The 17064-nt window shown below is 58.3% G+C and carries 16 protein-coding genes; 12 read left to right on the top strand and 4 right to left on the bottom strand.

All coding sequences use genetic code 11. The annotated features are described in order from the left end of the window. The first annotated feature begins 1 nt into the window (after nucleotide 1). Genes cobN through G6L28_RS12585 form a run of 5 tightly spaced genes read left to right on the top strand, consistent with a single transcriptional unit; the run spans nucleotide 2 to nucleotide 6852 of the window. A complete protein-coding gene (cobN, locus tag G6L28_RS12605) occupies nucleotides 2-3346 on the top strand; it encodes a cobaltochelatase subunit CobN (protein ID WP_174064159.1) in 3345 nt (1114 codons plus the stop codon). After that, nucleotides 3343-4689, top strand: a complete 1347-nt coding sequence (gene cobG / locus G6L28_RS12600; RefSeq protein WP_337795763.1) for a precorrin-3B synthase — start codon at nucleotides 3343-3345, stop codon at nucleotides 4687-4689. The genes cobN and cobG overlap by 4 nt, the downstream gene beginning before the upstream one ends. Beyond that, nucleotides 4686-5318 carry a precorrin-8X methylmutase gene (locus G6L28_RS12595; protein WP_174064157.1) on the top strand — a complete coding sequence of 211 codons (633 nt, stop codon included), beginning with the start codon at nucleotides 4686-4688 and terminating at the stop codon, nucleotides 5316-5318. The genes cobG and G6L28_RS12595 overlap by 4 nt, the downstream gene beginning before the upstream one ends. Continuing rightward, entirely contained in the window at nucleotides 5315-6094 is a 780-nt protein-coding gene (locus G6L28_RS12590) for a precorrin-2 C(20)-methyltransferase (protein WP_174064155.1), read from the top strand. Before G6L28_RS12595 ends, G6L28_RS12590 begins: the two co-directional genes overlap by 4 nt. Next, nucleotides 6091-6852: a precorrin-3B C(17)-methyltransferase gene (locus G6L28_RS12585; protein WP_174064154.1), complete on the top strand. Its 762-nt coding sequence runs from the start codon at nucleotides 6091-6093 to the stop codon at nucleotides 6850-6852. Before G6L28_RS12590 ends, G6L28_RS12585 begins: the two co-directional genes overlap by 4 nt. Here G6L28_RS12585 and G6L28_RS12580 read toward each other — a convergent pair. Then, nucleotides 6819-7586 (bottom strand): cobalt-precorrin-6A reductase, encoded by a 768-nt coding sequence (locus G6L28_RS12580; RefSeq protein WP_174064153.1) that lies wholly within the window; start codon nucleotides 7584-7586, stop codon nucleotides 6819-6821. The two genes, G6L28_RS12585 and G6L28_RS12580, sit on opposite strands and share 34 nt — an antisense overlap. On the opposite strand from G6L28_RS12580, the gene cbiE reads away from it, so the two are divergent. Genes cbiE through cobM form a run of 3 tightly spaced genes read left to right on the top strand, consistent with a single transcriptional unit; the run spans nucleotide 7585 to nucleotide 9994 of the window. Then, a complete protein-coding gene (gene cbiE, locus G6L28_RS12575; RefSeq protein WP_174064151.1) occupies nucleotides 7585-8850 on the top strand; it encodes a precorrin-6y C5,15-methyltransferase (decarboxylating) subunit CbiE in 1266 nt (421 codons plus the stop codon). The two genes, G6L28_RS12580 and cbiE, sit on opposite strands and share 2 nt — an antisense overlap. Further along, entirely contained in the window at nucleotides 8847-9224 is a 378-nt protein-coding gene (locus G6L28_RS12570; protein ID WP_337795762.1) for a cobalamin biosynthesis protein, read from the top strand. The genes cbiE and G6L28_RS12570 overlap by 4 nt, the downstream gene beginning before the upstream one ends. Beyond that, entirely contained in the window at nucleotides 9221-9994 is a 774-nt protein-coding gene (cobM, locus tag G6L28_RS12565; protein WP_174064147.1) for a precorrin-4 C(11)-methyltransferase, read from the top strand. Before G6L28_RS12570 ends, cobM begins: the two co-directional genes overlap by 4 nt. Here the strand turns inward: cobM and G6L28_RS12560 are convergent. Continuing rightward, the gene (locus G6L28_RS12560; protein WP_174064146.1) at nucleotides 9949-11079 is read right to left on the bottom strand and encodes a cobalt-precorrin-5B (C(1))-methyltransferase; all 1131 of its coding nucleotides are present in this window, start codon (nucleotides 11077-11079) and stop codon (nucleotides 9949-9951) included. The two genes, cobM and G6L28_RS12560, sit on opposite strands and share 46 nt — an antisense overlap. 90 nt (nucleotides 11080-11169) lie before the next feature. Between G6L28_RS12560 and G6L28_RS12555 the strand changes: the two genes are divergently transcribed. The 4 genes from G6L28_RS12555 (at nucleotide 11170) to G6L28_RS12540 (ending at nucleotide 15240) form a co-directional block, all read left to right on the top strand. After that, complete coding sequence (locus G6L28_RS12555) at nucleotides 11170-12483, top strand: cobyrinate a,c-diamide synthase (RefSeq protein ID WP_174064145.1); 1314 nt, start codon at nucleotides 11170-11172, stop codon at nucleotides 12481-12483. A gap of 111 nt (nucleotides 12484-12594) precedes the next feature. Beyond that, complete coding sequence (gene yghU / locus G6L28_RS12550) at nucleotides 12595-13491, top strand: glutathione-dependent disulfide-bond oxidoreductase (RefSeq protein WP_174064144.1); 897 nt, start codon at nucleotides 12595-12597, stop codon at nucleotides 13489-13491. 11 nt (nucleotides 13492-13502) lie between these two features. Continuing rightward, the gene (locus tag G6L28_RS12545; protein WP_174064143.1) at nucleotides 13503-13880 is read left to right on the top strand and encodes a hypothetical protein; all 378 of its coding nucleotides are present in this window, start codon (nucleotides 13503-13505) and stop codon (nucleotides 13878-13880) included. A 148-nt stretch (nucleotides 13881-14028) separates the two neighbouring features. Beyond that, nucleotides 14029-15240, top strand: a complete 1212-nt coding sequence (locus tag G6L28_RS12540) for a cytochrome-c peroxidase (RefSeq protein WP_234902558.1) — start codon at nucleotides 14029-14031, stop codon at nucleotides 15238-15240. 52 nt (nucleotides 15241-15292) lie between these two features. Here G6L28_RS12540 and G6L28_RS12535 read toward each other — a convergent pair whose 3' ends face one another. Together G6L28_RS12535 and G6L28_RS12530 are read right to left on the bottom strand one after the other, a co-directional pair. Continuing rightward, nucleotides 15293-15802 carry an RNA pyrophosphohydrolase gene (locus G6L28_RS12535; RefSeq protein ID WP_174064139.1) on the bottom strand — a complete coding sequence of 170 codons (510 nt, stop codon included), beginning with the start codon at nucleotides 15800-15802 and terminating at the stop codon, nucleotides 15293-15295. Nucleotides 15803-15836: 34 nt separating this feature from the next. Continuing rightward, complete coding sequence (locus G6L28_RS12530) at nucleotides 15837-17039, bottom strand: divergent polysaccharide deacetylase family protein (protein WP_174064137.1); 1203 nt, start codon at nucleotides 17037-17039, stop codon at nucleotides 15837-15839. Nucleotides 17040-17064: the final 25 nt, after the last annotated feature.

The raw sequence follows: 17064 nt of genomic DNA, 5'->3' as shown, positions 1-17064 counted from the left end.
CATGCACATTCTTGCCACCACATCCTCGTCTCTGGACGACCTGATCGAGCCGGTTGATCTTAACCAGCCGAAGGCAGATGTGGTGTTGCTGTCCTTTTCCTCCAGCGACCTTGCGGGTATGCAGAGAGCTTGGCCAGCGGAGGGGGCGGTATCGCTGAGTTCGGCAAACCTTTCTGAACTTCGCCACCCAATGTCCGTCGATCTCTGGATCGAGAAGACGGCGGAACATGCAAAGCTGATCCTTATCCGGATTCTCGGTGGTGCCGAGCGCTGGCGCTACGGTGTCGATCAGCTTGAGCGGATGGCGCGCAGGCGAGGCATCAAGCTGGTGCTTTTGCCTGGCGAGTGCAGTGAGAGGGACGAGAAGCTTGAGATAGCCTCCACCGTCGATCATCGAACGTTGATGGCTATCCTCTCATTCTTCCGTGAAGGCGGTTCGCACAACATGCGGCTTCTTTCGGAAGGTCTCGCGGCTTTCGTCAAAAATGGCGTCTGGCCGAACCTCTCGCCCGAACCGCTGCCAAAATCCGGCATTTACCTTCCCGGTCAAGGTGTTGTGGATATGAAGGACGCGCTTCAAGCGCATGCGCCGAACGCCGCTATATTACCGATCCTCTTCTATCGCTCCACGTTGCTGGCTGCGGATGTTGCGCCGATCGACGCCCTTTTTGAGGAACTACGGTCACGCGGCTTCGCACCGTTGCCAATTTTCGTAAGCGGTCTGAAAGATGGTGATGCTATCCACTTTCTGGAGGGCACGCTCTCACCGTTGAAGCCGGACGCGATCATCACCGCCACGGCCTTTGCCAGCCAGACGGATGACGACGGCCACACCCTGTTCGACCGGCTGGGTGTTCCTGTTTTCCAAATCATCATGGCAACGACACGTCGCGATGGCTGGGCGGAAAACAGCAGAGGGCTCAACCCCTCCGATCTGGCCATGCACGTGGTTCTGCCGGAACTGGACGGTCGAATTCTGGCCGGGGCAATTTCCTTCAAGCAAGCCAATCTCGATGGACGGCAGGGGCTCATCAATGCGCCCGAGCCAGATCGTGTCTCGCAGGTCGCGAGCCGCATTGCCGCATTCCTGCGTCTCAAAAGCGCGACCGCGGCTGAAAGGCGTATCGTCGTCCTGATGCCGGATTATCCGGGCGCTGCTCCGGGTCGCACGGGCTATGCCGTCGGTCTGGACGTGCCACAAAGTGTATTGGAAATGCTGCGCGATCTTCAGGATGCGGGCTATGCGGTAGAGGATATTCCGGCAAGTTCCCGGGAGTTGCTTGATCGGATCGAGGGCGAAACCGCAACGCTTGAAGTGCAGCGCTACCGCGATTTTTTCAATAGGTTGCCAACCGAATCACGTGCCGCACTGGATGGCACGTGGGGCGACGCAGGCGAAGATGAAGCGATTTTCGGCGAAGAATTTCACTTCCGCGCTGCCCGATTCGGTTCCGTCGCCGTAGCACTCGCGCCGGATCGCGGGCGCCAATTGGATCGGCGCGTGGATTACCATGACCCCGCCTTGCCACCGAGGCATGCGCTCGTAGCCTTCGGCGCATGGATGCGAGAAGATTTCGATGCTCATGCCGTTATCCATGTCGGCGCGCATGGAACGCTGGAGTGGCTGCCCGGAAAAACCGTGGCTTTGTCGGAGAACTGTTTCCCTGAGATCGTTACCGGATCGTTGCCAGTCATCTACCCTTTCATCGTCTCCAATCCCGGTGAAGCCGCCGTTGCCAAGCGCCGCATTTCTGCGGTGACGATCGGGCATGTTCCGCCAGTGTTGGTCGAGGCGGGTCTTTCGCCGGACCAGGCCACTTTGGAACAGTTGGTCGATGAGTATGCTCAAGCCGATGGCCTCGACCGCCGCCGCCGGGATCGGCTTGCAAAGTTGATCGTCGAGAAAGCGTTCGAGACGGGTCTTGCCGCGGATGCTGGGATCGGAACGCAGGACGATGCGGACTCCGCCTTGACGCGCATCGATGCATTTCTTTGCGATCTCAAGGATTTCGCCATCAAGGATGGGCAGCATGTCTTCGGTCGGTGCGCGCCGGAAGAGGCCGATCCTCTCCGCAGGGAAAGCGCTACGCAGGAAAAGGCATCACTCCTTGCCGCGCTCAACGGAATACATATTCCGTCCGGACCCTCCGGCGCGCCAGCGCGCGGTCGGCTGGATGTGCTGCCGACGGGACGTAATCTTTATGCTGCCGATCCACGGACCATGCCCACACCAACGGCATTCGAGCTGGGCCGCATGGCGGGAGAAGAGGTGTTACGCCATTACCTCCAGAGCCATGGCGACTGGCCGAGGCATATGGTCTTCGATCTCTGGGGTTCTGCATCGCTCCGCAATGGCGGAGAAGATGTGGGGCAGGCGCTTCATCTCATGGGCGCAAGACCCATCTACGATCAGGCGACCGGCCGCGTAAATGGTATCGAAGTTCTGCCGCCCGCTGCACTCGGACGTCCGCGTGTGGATGTTACTTTCCGCATTTCCGGCCTGTTTCGCGACATGTTCCCTGCGCTGATTGCGCTCCTTGATGCAGCAGCGAAAACCATTGCCGCGCGCGAGGAAGCACCCGGAGATAATCCTTTAGCAGAAGAAACCGCCTCTCTTGGCCGGATTCCGGCCCGAATTTTCGGCTCCGCTCCAGGCACGTACGGCGCAGGCATCGAGGAGAAGCTGGCGAGCGGGGAATGGGACGAACGGGAGGAATTGGGACAGACCTATCTGGACACGGCAAGCCACGCCTTTGGCGGTGCCGATGGCCTAGGTATCTTCTTCGACCCGGGCTTCGTCACGCAGGTCGAGAAGGCTGAACTTCTCGTCCATTCCGGTGACGATCCGGGTCGAGATCTGCTGGATGGTTCATCGGACGTTGCCTTTATAGGCGGATTCGCAGCCGCCAAGGCGAGGCTTGGGCAGTCGGCAGATGTCGTGGCGTTGGACACCACCGATCCGGCACGTCCGCGTGCGCGTTCCATTGCGCAAGCCATTACCCGTGTGGTGCGGGCCCGTGCGGTCAATCCGCGCTTTATCGCCGGACAGATGCGGCATGGCCCACGCGGTGCTGCCGAATTTGCTGAAACCGTTGACCGGCTGATTGGTTTTGCCGAAACGACGCATGCCGTTTCCTCCTCTTTGATCGAGGCGCTTTACGATGCCTATTTCGGCAATGAAGAGGTGCGCGATTTTATTCTGAGGGAGAACCCCAAAGCGGCGGAAGTCATGGCGCGACGCTTCCTTTCCGCCCGCCGCCGCAATCTCTGGCACAGCCGCCGCAACGCAGTGGATGCGGAACTGGAAATGCTGATTGCATCGAAAACCGAAAGGGTCTCAGTGTGAGCGCCCTCCCTGGTATCCAGCCCTTCTCTCGCAGAGGCACCTGCCCCGCTCTTTCCGCGCCAATGCAGACGGGCGACGGGCTTTTGTCGCGCGTCGCTTTTACCGCCGATCTTTCTCCAAATGACTTGGCAAGGCTTTGCGATCTTGCCGTTCATCACGGTAACGGGCTGGTGGATATCACTACGCGGGGCAGCTTTCAGTTTCGTGGTCTGACGGCGGAAAGTGCCATTGCACTTGAGCATGATGTTATGGCGCTTGGCTTTCCGCTGAGACAGGGGCTGGCGGTGGAGACGTCGCCCCTTGCTAGCGTGGATGGCAGTGAGATCGCCGATCCAAGCCTTATCGTTCATAGCATATCTCACAGAGCCATGGTGATGGGTCTTGATGAGAAGCTGGCGGCCAAGATGTCGGTCATCGTTGATGGTGGCGGGCTGGCTCCGATGCGAGACCTGCTTGCAGATATCCGGTTGAAGGCCATCAAGCTTGAGGGCGGTGTCGTTTGGCAATTGATGCTGGGTGGGAATGAAGCGAATGCTCTGTTTGCGGGTGTCGTGCAAACGGAAAATGCTGCTGATTGCGTCGTCGAACTTCTGTCTCACCTTGCTGAGTTGGGGTCAACTGCGCGTGGGCGCGAGCTAGATATTGAGACGGTACGGCGGCTTTGTGGAAGATGGTTTCTGGATATAGGACAGAGGGGGGCAGACCAACCCCACCAAGCTCGAATTCAATCCCTGAAATCCGATCTCTCCGCCGCCGTCATCACGCCCGCATTCGGGCAACTTCCAGCCCAGGCGCTGTCCGCGCTATGCCAGAGAGCGTCAGAACTGAACGTTAAGTCGGTTCGACCCGGACCCATGCACGCTCTCTATTTCGTTGGAATGAAAGAGGCTTGCGCCACCCTACTCGACTATGCCGAAGAAGCCGGTTTCATCTTCAAAGATAATGATCCGCGTTCTGCCATTGCCGTCTGCCCCGGCTCGCCCGCCTGCGCATCCGCATTCGCGCCCGTCCGTGAGCTGGCGGAGTTTGCGGCAACCGAATGTGCGCAAATACTGGACGGATCGTTCACACTGCATCTTTCCGGTTGTGGCAAAGGTTGCGCCCATCCTTCGGCGGCGCTCCTGTCCTTTTCCGGCACTGCGGATGGACTGGCGTTTGGATATTCCACCAAGGTTTCTGCCGCAGCGGATAGCGTTTTGCCCTTCTCAGAACAAAAGGCCGCGCTTTCGCGGCTTGCCCGCCTTTACGAAAAAGAACATAAGCCCGGAGAAAATGCCCGCGCTCTGCTTTCCCGCTTGGGTAAAGCACGGGTTGTCGAGGCGCTCCGACAGGATGAGAGATGACGACTTACGACTATATCCGTAATGGCGATGCGATTTACGAGCGCTCCTTTGCCATCATTCGTGAGGAGGCAGATCTAAGTGCCTTCACGCCTGAACAGGCGGATATTGCCATTCGCATGATCCATGCCTGCGGACAGGTGGAGGCGGCGCAGCATTTTCGGTTCTCTCCTGACTTCGTTTCCGCCGCGCGCGGCGCTCTGGCTGAGGGTAAGCCAATTCTTTGCGATGCCAATATGGTGGCACATGGCGTAACGCATGCACGTCTGCCGGCCAAAAACGAAGTGATCTGCACCTTGCGCGATCCGCGCACGCCGGATTTGGCGAAAGCCGTTGGCAACACGCGCTCTGCTGCCGCCCTTGATCTCTGGGCCGATCAGCTAGACGGCGCGCTTGTCGCTATCGGGAACGCACCGACTGCGCTGTTCTATCTGCTTGAAATGCTCGAAAGAGGCGCTCCCCGCCCCGCCGCTATCATCGGCATGCCGGTCGGTTTCGTGGGCGCCATGGAATCCAAGGATGCGCTGGAGGAAAGCACGCTCGGCATTCCCTATGCCATCGTCAAAGGCCGCATGGGCGGCTCCGCCATGACGGCCGCAGCAATCAATGCCATCGCGAGGGCTGGCCTATGAGTGCCGCACTTTTCGATCCGACGCCAGAGAAGGCTCTAAAGGGCAGGGTTATCGGCGTGGGTACCGGCCCCGGTGATCCCGATCTTCTGACCCTGAAAGCCGTTCGCGCCATCGAGAATGCAGATGTCATCGCCTTTTTCTGCAAGAGAGGTAGTAAAGGTAACGGGCGAGGCATTGTCGAAAGCTTTATCCGCCCGGGTACGCTGGAGATGCCGCTGGTCTATCCTGTCACGGTCGAGAGCGACAAGAATGGCGATGATTATCGCGGCGCTATTGCTGCGTTTTTCGACCAGTCTGCGCGCGAAATTGCCGTTCATCTGGATGCTGGTCGTACCGTCGCTGTGCTATCGGAGGGAGACCCGCTGTTTTACGGCTCCTACATGCATCTGCATCTTCGATTGGCGCCGAATTATCCGGCGGAGGTCGTTGCAGGCATCACGGCGATGTCCGGTTGCTGGTCCATGACGGGACTGCCGCTGGTGCAGGGTGATGACATATTGAGCGTTCTGCCGGGTACACTGGATGAAGACACGCTGTTTCATCGGCTTTCCGGCACGGATGGCGCGGTTATCATGAAGGTGGGCCGCAACCTGCCAAAGATCCGTCGTGCGCTGGAAAAAGCAGGCAAGCTGGAAGGCGCGCTTTATGTGGAGCGCGGTACGATGGCAAACGGCCATGCGATACGGCTTGTCGAGCGTGACTCTTCGCCAGCGCCCTATTTCTCGCTGGTTCTCGTGCCCGGCTGGAAAGATCGCCCGGCTGGAGATGTATCTTGAGCGGTCGTCTCACTGTTGTTGGTTTGGGCCCCGGGAATATCGCTCAGATCACGCCCGAAGCTTTGGCTGCAGTGGAGGAAGCAGAAGATTTCTTCGGCTATATTCCCTATCTCGACAGGCTTTCGCTCCGTGCCGACCAACGCCGCCACGCATCGGATAATCGCGAGGAGATTTCCCGAGCCGAGGCAGCATTGACGATAGCCGCCGCTGGCGGCAAGGTCTGCATGGTCTCGGGCGGTGATCCCGGTGTGTTCGCCATGGCGGCAGCGGTGTGTGAGGCGATTGAAAGCGGTCCGGCAGAGTGGCGCGATATCGATTTCTCGGTCGTTCCCGGTGTAACGGCAATGCTGGCGGTGGCGGCAAAAGCCGGCGCGCCGCTTGGGCATGATTTCTGCGCCATTTCGCTGTCCGATAATCTGAAGCCTTGGTCGCTTATCGAAAAACGGTTGGCGGCGGCGGCAGATGCCGGTTTCGTCATGGCCTTTTATAATCCGGTCAGTAAAGCCCGCCCACATCAGTTGACGACGGCTTTCGATGTGCTGCGTGCCCACCTGCCTGGCTCGGTGCCCGTCATTTTCGGTCGCGCAGCGGGCCGGGTCGATGAACGCATTCGCGTCGTTCCGCTTTCGCAGGCATCGAGCGATATGGCGGATATGTCGACCTGCATCATCGTCGGGTCCACCGAGACCCGCATCATCGAGCGGCAGAACAAAGAGCCTATTGTTTACTCACCGCGATTTTCCAAAAGGGAAAGCTGATGGCGGATGGCGGTCAGCGCAGTCTCGATATCCGGAACCGAGTCTCCCTCTCCACAAGGTGGCCGGTCGATCATGATGACCGGAATCCGAAGCGCACGCGCAGCCTCGATTTTTCCGTAAGCCGCCATTCCGCCCGAGTTTTTCGAAACGATCATCTTGATGCCGTGGTCCTTCAGCATGGCGATTTCGTCTCTCAGTGCGAAAGGTCCGCGTGCGGTGATGTATTGCGCATATGGCAGCGAAAGCGGCGGTTCGACGGGGTCGACACTACGAATAAGGTAGCTGTGCTGGGGTGCCGTTTCGAAGGGCAGAAGTTCCTTCCGCCCAAGGGCGAGGAAAGCCGTTTTGGCGTCGCTTCCGAGAGCGACAACGGCCTGTCCGACGTCTGGCACATTCACCCAGCGATCGCCCTCCATAGGCATCCAGGCCGCGCGGGCCAGCGTTACCAGTGGCACATTCGCAAATTTTGCCGCCTGAACCGCGTTGGCGGAAATGCGGGCGGCATAGGGATGGGTGGCATCCACCAACAGATCAAAACCTTCCGAGCGGATAAAGGACGCAAGTCCTTCCGCACCGCCGAAGCCGCCAATGCGGACAGGTACGGGCTGCTTTACCGGATCTCTAGTACGACCAGCCATGGAAAGCAAAAGCCTGTAGTCCGCTTCATCACTGAGTTTTCCAGCAAGAAGGCGGGCATCCGCCGTGCCACCGAGAATGAGTATGGAGCGTGTCATGGCTTCTGAATATGCCGGAACAACAGGCTCCGCCACTGAAAAGCGTTCGCGATGGTTGTCTGTTATTGGGATCGGAGAAGATGGCCTCGGCGGGTTGGGAGACGATGCGCGTCGGGCAATCGAGAAAGCAGACGTTGTCTTCGGTGGAGAGCGTCATATTAAGCTAGCCTCAGCGGCGATCAGGGGCGAGGCGCGTGTCTGGCCGGTGCCGTTCGATTCCAGCATGACGGATGTGGTTGCACTTTCGGGAAAAAAGGTCTGCGTCCTCGCGTCCGGCGATCCGTTCTTTTACGGCGTGGGCGTCACGCTGCTGAGGCAAATCGATGCCGCCGAGGTCGTGACATATCCGGCCCCCTCCGCGTTTTCTCTGGCGGCGTCGCGCCTTGGCTGGGCGTTACAGACGACGGCATGCGTCTCATTGCACGGTCGCTCGATTGATCTCATTCGTCCGCATCTTCATCCGGGTGCGAGGATCATCGCCCTGACTTCGGATGCGAATGCGCCTGCTCTTATTGCTAGACTGCTCAAGGAAACGGGGTTTGGACGCTCGACTTTTTTTCTGCTTGAAGCCCTGGGGGGCGAACGTGAGAAGGTGCGGCAGGTCAAAGCCTCGGACTTTTCGTTGTCCGCTGTCGATCCGCTCAATGTCATCGCGATTGACGTTGTGGCTGATGAAAGGGCGCGGATATTGCCGTTTGCCAGCGGGTTGGAGGATGGCCTCTTCGAACACGACGGGCAGATGACCAAGCGGGAAATCCGGGCGGTAACCTTGTCCTCGCTCTCGCCGCGGCATGGTGAGTTGCTGTGGGATATCGGGGCGGGCTCCGGTTCCATTGGTATCGAATGGATGCTGGCTCATCCTTCGCTGCGAACCATTGCCATCGAGCAAAACATCGAGCGAGCGGAACGCGCCACGCGCAATGCCGAAATGTTCGGCGTGCCTGGGCTGGAAGTCGTCATCGGAGCGGCGCCTAATGCTTTCGAAGGGCTGCCCTTGCCGGATGCAATCTTCATCGGTGGCGGTGGAAGCGAAGATGGGGTCCTGGATGGGGCGATAAGCGCCTTGAAGCCGGGAGGACGGCTCGTCGCCAATGCCGTGACGCTGGAAATGGAAGCGGTGCTGCTATCTGCGCAAGCGCGTCTAGGTGGTTCGCTGATCAGGCTTGAGGTCTCGCGGGCGTCGCCAGTCGGGCAGATGCAGGGCTGGCGTCCCGCCATGCCGCTAACGCAATGGGCCTGGGCAAAGCCGAAGGATATGCCGTGATCGTTGCCGGGATTGGTTGTCGCCGGGGTGTCGGCGCGGAGGCTGTCATTGCTGCGTTGAAACAGGCGTCCGAGACGCATGGGTTAAGCTTCGAATTCATAGCAACGGCTCCAATCAAGGCGGATGAGTCGGGTTTGCTGGAAGCGGCGACAAAGCTCAACATGGCCTTTGTCGTCGTTGCGCAGGCGGATTTCGATGCGGCGGGTAGGCGCACATCGACCTGCTCAACGGTGAGTTTGGCACATGCTGCTTCACCAAGCGTCAGCGAGGCTTCCGCGCTCGCAGCCTTGGGTGAAGGCTCGAAGCTCATCGCTCCGCGTATGGTGATTGGCGATATTACAGTGGCCTTTGCCACTTCTGGAGATACGAAATGACGGTTCACTTCATTGGCGCTGGCCCCGGTGCCGCAGATCTTATTACGGTTCGCGGGCGCGATCTCATCGCTGCCTGCCCGGTCTGCCTTTATGCGGGTTCTCTGGTGCCGAAGGCGCTTCTCGATTACTGCCCGCCAGGCGCACGCATTGTCGACACGGCTGCCTTGTCACTGGATGAGATCGAAGCGGAATTCGCTGCGGCTGCCCGCGATGGCAAAGATGTTGCTCGCCTTCATTCTGGAGATCTTTCGGTCTGGAGCGCAATGGGCGAGCAGATCCGCCGTCTGGAGCGTCTCGGCCTCGATTATACTGTCACCCCCGGCGTCCCCTCCTTCGCCGCCGCTGCTTCGACGTTAAAGCGTGAGCTCACCGTGCCGGAAGTGGCGCAGAGCCTCGTACTCACACGTGTTTCCGGGCGTGCGTCCAAAATGCCTGAAAGCGAAAATCTGAAAGCATTCGGCGCAACAGGTGCAACGCTTGCGATCCATCTCGCTATTCATGCGATTGGGCAGGTCGTGGAAGACCTAACGCCGCTGTATGGTGCCGACTGTCCTGTTGCGATTGTCGTGCACGCTTCTTGGCCGGAAGAACGGGTCATTCGCGGAACACTTGCAGATATCGAAACGAAGCTGGCGGAAGAGCCGGTCGAGCGGACAGCGATGATTTTTGTTGGCCGAGGACTGGGCTCTACGGATTTCCGCGAAAGCGCACTCTACAGCACGGATTATGTCAGACGATTTCGCTCACCGAAGGCAAGCGCGGAAGGATAATCCGACGGTGTTGAGCCGGTGCGGCCCTTCAGTTGGCCGTCCCGGTCGAAGACGAGAATATCGAGCGATATTTCCGAAGTTTTCAGCGCAGACGCTGCCGTGACCCAGGCCTTTTGCGCAACGATGGCACCCAGATCGATACCCGCTTCCTCTGTTATAGCGAAGGCGTGCGCAACCATGTTGGCCTGACGTATATCAGCCGCCAGCGCCTCATTCGCGCCAGCCTCGATTGCCAGTGCGGCCAAGGCGTCGAGATCGGCCAAGCCACGCTTGGAGTGAACATCCAGCATGCCCTGAGCGAGCTTGGTCATTTTCGCGACGCCACCGGCTACCGTTACCTTCTCCACGGGATGGCTGCGTAGATATTTCAGCATCCCGCCAATAAAATCGCCCATGTCGATCAGGGCGGTTTCCGGCAGACCGTATAACGCCTGCCCCGCCTTTTCCGAGGCGTTGCCGGTTGCGCCAAGAAGATGAGTCAGCCCTTCGGCGCGCGCAACGTCGATCCCGCGCCAGATCGAGTGGATCCATGCGGAGCAGGAAAACGGAATGACCACGCCGGTCGTGCCGAGAATGGATATTCCACCAAGAATCCCGAGCCTGCCATTCAGGGTTTTCTCGGCCAGCTTTTCGCCGTCACGAACGGAAATTTCGACTTCGAAATCTGCATCCTTTCCAACGACCTCTTGGATCGCTGCCGCAATCATCTTTCGTGGAACGGGGTTGATAGCTGGTTCTCCCACCGACAACGGCAGACCGGGCCGCGTGACCGTCCCCACACCTCTGCCAGCCTTGAAGCTGATGCCATTTCCTTTGACAGCCTTACGAACCGTGCTTTCGATCAACGCACCATGGGTCACGTCGGGATCGTCACCGGCGTCCTTGATGATCCCTGCGCGAGCGAAATCAACGCCTCTCGCCTCCGTTGCCAAAGCAAAGGCAGTTCTGGCGCCGCTTGGAAGTTCGATCTCGACAAGATGAGGAAACTCCCCGGAAACAAGCGCTTGGCACGCGGCTTTCGTCGCAGCGGCAGCGCAGGTGCCCGTGGTCCAGCCACGGCGGAGGTTTTTTCCATCACTTTCCATGATTATCCTATAGACCTTGCGGGTCTGGCCGTCATCGGTAAACAACAGACGCAAGCAAAGTCGAAAATGCCTTGAAGCGAGAATTCTGCAATGACTGCGAAAGCCATCATCATAGGCGCGCCGCGCTCCGGCTCCGGCAAGACCAGCGTCACCATCGGTCTTCTGCGCGCTTTTGCCCGTCGTGGCGTGAAGGTGCGTGGCATCAAGACGGGACCGGACTATATCGATCCGGGCTTTCACGCTTTCGCCACTGGCACGCCCGGCCTCAATCTGGACAGCTGGGCCATGCAGCCGGATTTGCTGCACCATCTCCTCGCCCAGCAGGCCGATGGTGCCGAACTGCTGTTGATCGAAAGCGCAATGGGCCTGTTCGATGGTATTTCCGTTGCAGACAATCGCACCGGCTCGGCCGCCGATCTTTCCCGCCTTTTCGGTATTCCCGTTCTGCTGGTGCTGGATGTCTCCGGCCAATCCCAAACCGCTGCCGCCATGGCCCATGGCTTTGCCCATTACGACCCCGCCGTGAAGATGGCCGCCGTCGTCCTTAACCGTGCTGGCAGCGAGCGCCATCGCACGCTCTGCACCGAGGCCATCGAAAAGATCGGCCTTCCCGTTGCAGGTTGTGTGATGCGCAATCCATTGTTGGTTCTGCCGGAGCGGCATCTCGGTCTAGTGCAAGCCAGCGAGCATCCCGAACTCGACGCGCATATCGAGCGGCTTGCCGATACGATGGAGCAGGCGATCGATCTCGAGGCTCTGCTTTCCTTAGCAAAGCCCATCACTATCTCCGAGACGTCGCCCGATGCAGGCATCTCGCCACCCGGTCAGCGCATTGCGCTTGCAGACGATGCGGCCTTTACCTTCCTCTATCCGCATCTCAAGCGCCAGTGGCGCGAGGCTGGTGCTGAGATCGTGTCCTTCTCGCCACTGGCTGATGAAGGCCCTGATCCGTCCTGCGACATTTGCTGGCTGCCGGGTGGGTATCCCGAGCTATATGCAGGTCAGTTGGCCTCAGCCGTACGCTTCAAGGCTGAACTGTCCCGCTTTGGCCTGAGTAAACCGGTTCACGGCGAATGCGGTGGATACATGGTGCTGGGCACAGCGCTGGAAGATGCCGAAGGTGTGACGCACCCCATGACAGGGCTGCTTTCGCACGCAACCAGCTTTGCCAAGCGCAAGATGAATCTTGGTTATCGTCAGGCGAAAATTGCTGCCGATGGCCCGCTGGGCAAAGCCGGTGATGTTCTTCGCGGCCATGAGTTCCATTATGCTCGCGTTATCGAACCCGGCGATGATTTACCCTTTGCCGAAATTGCCGATGGCCAAGGCCGGCCGCTAGGTCCATCGGGCGGACGCCGAGATCACGTTTCCGGTACATTTTTCCACGCAATCGCAAAGGGTTAGTTGCTTCGTTGCCAAGTTGTCGTGTTTCTGGTTCCGTAGGAGTGGAGGAAACGGTTCGACCTTCCTATATTGCCGGGACACCGAACCCACCTGAAACAAGGACGGATTTTCATGGCCGACAAGTCTCCCGAAAACAACTTCCCCGCTGGCTACCAGCCGCCTGAGGTCTGGCAGTGGGACAAGGGCAATGGCGGTGCCTTCGCCAATATCAACCGTCCCATTGCAGGTTCCACCCATGAGAAGGAACTGCCGGTTGGCAAGCATCCGCTTCAGCTTTATTCGTTGGCGACACCAAACGGTCAGAAGGTAGGCATTCTCTTGGAAGAGCTTCTGGCTGCGGGTCATTCCGGCGCAGAATATGATGCATGGCTGATCAAGATCGGTGATGGTGACCAGTTTGGCTCTGGCTTCGTCGAGGCAAATCCGAACTCGAAGATACCCGCATTGTTCGACCACTCTACACCGGAGCCGACCCGCGTCTTCGAAAGTGGCGCAATCCTGCTCTATCTTGCAGAGAAGTTTGGCGCTTTCCTGCCAAAGGATCATAAGGGCCGGACGGAAGCCCTGAACTGGCTGTTCTGGCAGATGGGGTCCGCCCCCTTCCTCGGCGGCGGTTTTGGTCATTTTTATGCCTATGCGCCGATCCACATCAAATACGCCATCGACCGTTTTGCCATGGAATCAAAGCGTCAGCTCGACGTGCTGGATCGCCATCTGGCGAATAATCGCTATATGGCTGGTGATGAATATTCCATCGCTGATATCGCCATCTGGCCTTGGTACGGAAACCTTGCGCGCGGCCAGTCCTATCCGAATGCGGAAGTGTTCCTGGATGCTGCCAGCTACAAAAATGTGAAGCGTTGGGCCGATGAAATTGCCGAACGTCCTGCCGTCAAGCGTGGACGTATGGTCAACAAGGCTTCCGGTGATCCTTCGGAACAGCTACATGAACGTCATGACGCGTCCGACTTCGAGACGAAGACGCAGGACAAAATCGGCAAGAGCTGAAGGATAGACGAATGGCAAACCTGCCCGACATGACGAAACACCGTGGCTTTCCATCTGGCATGCCGGGCACGGGTATTCAATTCACCATCCGCCGCGCCAACCCGCGCGGCGTCACCCCGATAAAGCAACTGCCCCGCAAAGCCCGCCCTGGCACGCCAGAGCATAAGGTAGACGCTGCCTTCCTGCACGCACTCTGGCATCATTTCGGCGCGGAGCCTTTTGAGCGAGGCAATCTGGATGCCGCTCGCCTCAATCTGTTGTTCGGGCGCGAGGTATTGGCTGCTGAGAAGAATTTCGATCCGCTTTCATATGAAGCGATGCTGATCATCGATGAGCGCATAGCGCGCCAAAGCTTCCCGGAATCCTTCGAAAATTACTTCGAGATTTGAGGCGAAACAAACGCCTTGCCGCAAAGTGGAGCGCGGCAAGAAAGTTTCTGTGCTTTGCTGCAGGAAGATGTTATAGAGCGTGCCGGTTCCACTTTCCGGCGTCTCTGACATGGTCAGGTATTTTCTTCTCACTTTTGCTGCGTTCTCTATGCTTCTGCTTCTGTCCGCCTTTCGCGGCGGTAGTGTTGCCCATAGCGGTGCGAATTACCTGACACTCGAAAAGCTAGGGGAGGCATTGTTCCACGATACCAATTTCTCGATGAACAGAACGATGGCCTGCTCCACATGTCACACACAGGCAAATGGTTTCACCGATATCCGCGAGTCGGAAAAGATCGGTCACGCCGTCTCTCTAGGCGATGACGGAACCTCGCTTGGGGACCGCAACGCCCCGACGACCGCATACGCCAAATTTTCCCCTCCCTTCGGGAAGAATGAACTGGGAGAATATGTCGGCGGTCAGTTTTGGGACGGTCGTGCTTCGACACTTGAAGATCAGGCTGGAGGGCCGCCGCTTAACCCCGCTGAAATGGGGATGTCGGACAAGGCAAGCGTGGTGAAGCGGCTGAAGGAAAATCCGGATTATGCGAGCGCTTTCGGTACGCAATTCGGTGCAGATGTCTTTCAGAACGACGAGACCGCGTTTGCTGCCATGGGCAAGGCGCTGGCGGCTTTCGAGCGTTCAGACGCGCTTTCGACCTTTGATTCGAAATATGATCGCTTCCTGCGCGGCGAGGAAAAGCTTACGGATCAGGAAGAGCTTGGGCGCGTGCTGATGTCTTCCTCCCAGTTCACCAACTGCAACACCTGCCACACCATTCAAGGAACGCACGGCCTGTCCGATGGCGTTTTCACCAACCATAAATATTTCAATATAGGCGTCCCGGCCAATCGGGATGTACGAACCGTCAATGGCTCGAAACCGGATGCCGTCGATCTCGGCTTGGCGCAAAATCCTGCGGTGAGTGGCGATCCGGCTCAACGGGGGAAATTCAAGGTACCATCGTTGCGCAACATTGCCGTCACCGGGCCGTATATGCATAACGGTGTATTCAAGGATCTGCGGACGGTCGTGCTTTTCTATGTGAAGTACAAAAGCAAGAAACCGAGCCGTCAAATCAACCCGGAAACAGGGAAGGCGTGGGATGCACCGGAAGTCCCTGAGAATATCGCCATGACGGAATTGACGTCGGCTCCGGCACTGGATGACAAGCGCGTAGATGCCATCGTCGCTTTTCTGAAGACGTTGACGGACCGGAGGTACGAGCCGCTCTTGTCGAAGGACGAAAATATCGGTGAAGGAACGGAGCAGTTAACAGTCCATTCTATTTCGGTAGCACCTGAGAATGCTGGCAAGTGAGTTTGAAGACCAGCATTCTCGTCCGCACCTCTAAATTCCGAAAATCCGTGTCCTATTTTACGAGATGCCGAAATTCCGCGACGACCTGCTCATAGACAGCCCGCTTGAACGGGACGATCAGCTCAGGCAGGCTTTCCATTGACTTCCAGCCCCATGCGTCAAATTCGGGCTCGTGGCTGCCCGGTTGCGGATTGATCTGGATTTCGCTCTCATCACCATCGAAGCGGAAGGCGAACCAGCGCTGGGCCTGCCCGCGATATTTGCCGCGAAGCCCGATGCCGATCAGTTGCGGCGGTAGGTCGTAATGAATCCAGTCGCTCGCTTCCGCAAGAAGCGTCACCGTCTTCATACCGGTTTCTTCGTAAAGCTCGCGGATGGCGGCAGTGAGAGGCTTTTCGCCCTCATCGATACCGCCTTGCGGCATTTGCCACAGCTGCGGAGAACCGTCGAATTCGGAATTGCCTTGAGAAATGCGCCTCCCAGCCCAGACGAGCCCCTGTGCATTCAGCACCATGATGCCTGCACACGGGCGGTAAGGCAGGTCTTCTGCTTTGATCGTCATCGTCAAAATCCGAATGTTGAGGTTGCAGAGAGGTTTACTGCCCGTCCGCCTGTGAAACAAGCGCCGAAACGCCGACGATCTCTATTCCCCGCGCCGCCGCTTCTACCGTCCATTTGGAAATTGCCGCAACACTCTCATCGAAAGCAGAAGCGACGCCTATTGCAGAGCCGTTGCGACGCGCAATCCGCTCCAGATCGTCCAGTTTTCGCAAGATCGCGGTCTCATTGACCTGATCGTCCAGTTGCAGGTCTGCAAAGCCAGTCGGGGCGGAAACGGCTTTGGCGACTGTTGCGGTTCTCGACTGGGATGACGACCCGTCGTCGAGAAACAGCAGGCCACGCTGGCCGATATCGCGCATCACCGGCTCCAGAGCCTTGTCATCCGCCATGAAACGCGCGCCCAGATAGTTCATGACGCCGGTATAGTTGGTGATTTTTGCCATGGAACGATGCAGGCGCTCAAGATTGAGCTTGGCAGGATCGGAGACCAGCAGCGTATCAGGCCCAGGGTTTGTGCCAGGATAGCCAAACGGTTCGAGAGGAATTTGAAGCAGGATTTCGTGCCCCTCGCGTCTTCCCTCCTGCATCCAGCGTTGCAAGCTATTGCCACTGGCGGCAAAGCCAAGCGTCACTTCAGGAGGAAGATCACGGAGTGCCTTCTGCGTGCCTGTCTGGCTGAGACCTAGACCGCCAACAATGATAGCAATGCGGGTGCCACGCGCGCCGGACCAAGGCCGGGCATATTGCTCCATTGGACGCAGGCCATCGGCGCTGGCAACCGGAAGCTTGCCAAAAGCGCTGTCTTCCAGAAGTTCATCGTTAGGCCGCATGGCGACACGCGGATCCTGCCCATAAGTCTGGCCTGACATCAATACGGGACCATCGGCGGCGCGATCCTTCGGCGAAAACACCGAAACCACGTTTCCGTCTGACATGATGTTTCTCTGAACATTCCCGCCAGAGCGCCCGCTTTGCAGAGCGAGAGGATCGTTTTTACCGGCATTTTCGGGAGTTGAAGTGCCCTGTTCTCCAGATCCGGGTAATCCACTTAATGCCACGTCAGGCGCGGTCGAGTTTCTCTCCAGATTACCGGGTGAGAGTGCCGTATAAACGGAAAGACCGCCGATGCCCGCCGCACCGACGACTGCGAGAACCGAAAGCGCAGAAAAGCGCCGGAACAATCCGGCGCTCTGTTTACGTTTCCGACCCATGAGCGGTTTACGCAGGTCTGACGACAATGTTCTATCCGTGATATGACAGCGG

The sequence above is a fragment of the Agrobacterium larrymoorei genome (assembly GCF_013322225.1).
Taxonomy (GTDB): Bacteria; Pseudomonadota; Alphaproteobacteria; order Rhizobiales; family Rhizobiaceae; genus Agrobacterium; species Agrobacterium larrymoorei_A.
Note: the sequence above shows the minus strand (reverse complement) of the source record. Positions and strands in the feature narration are given on the sequence as shown.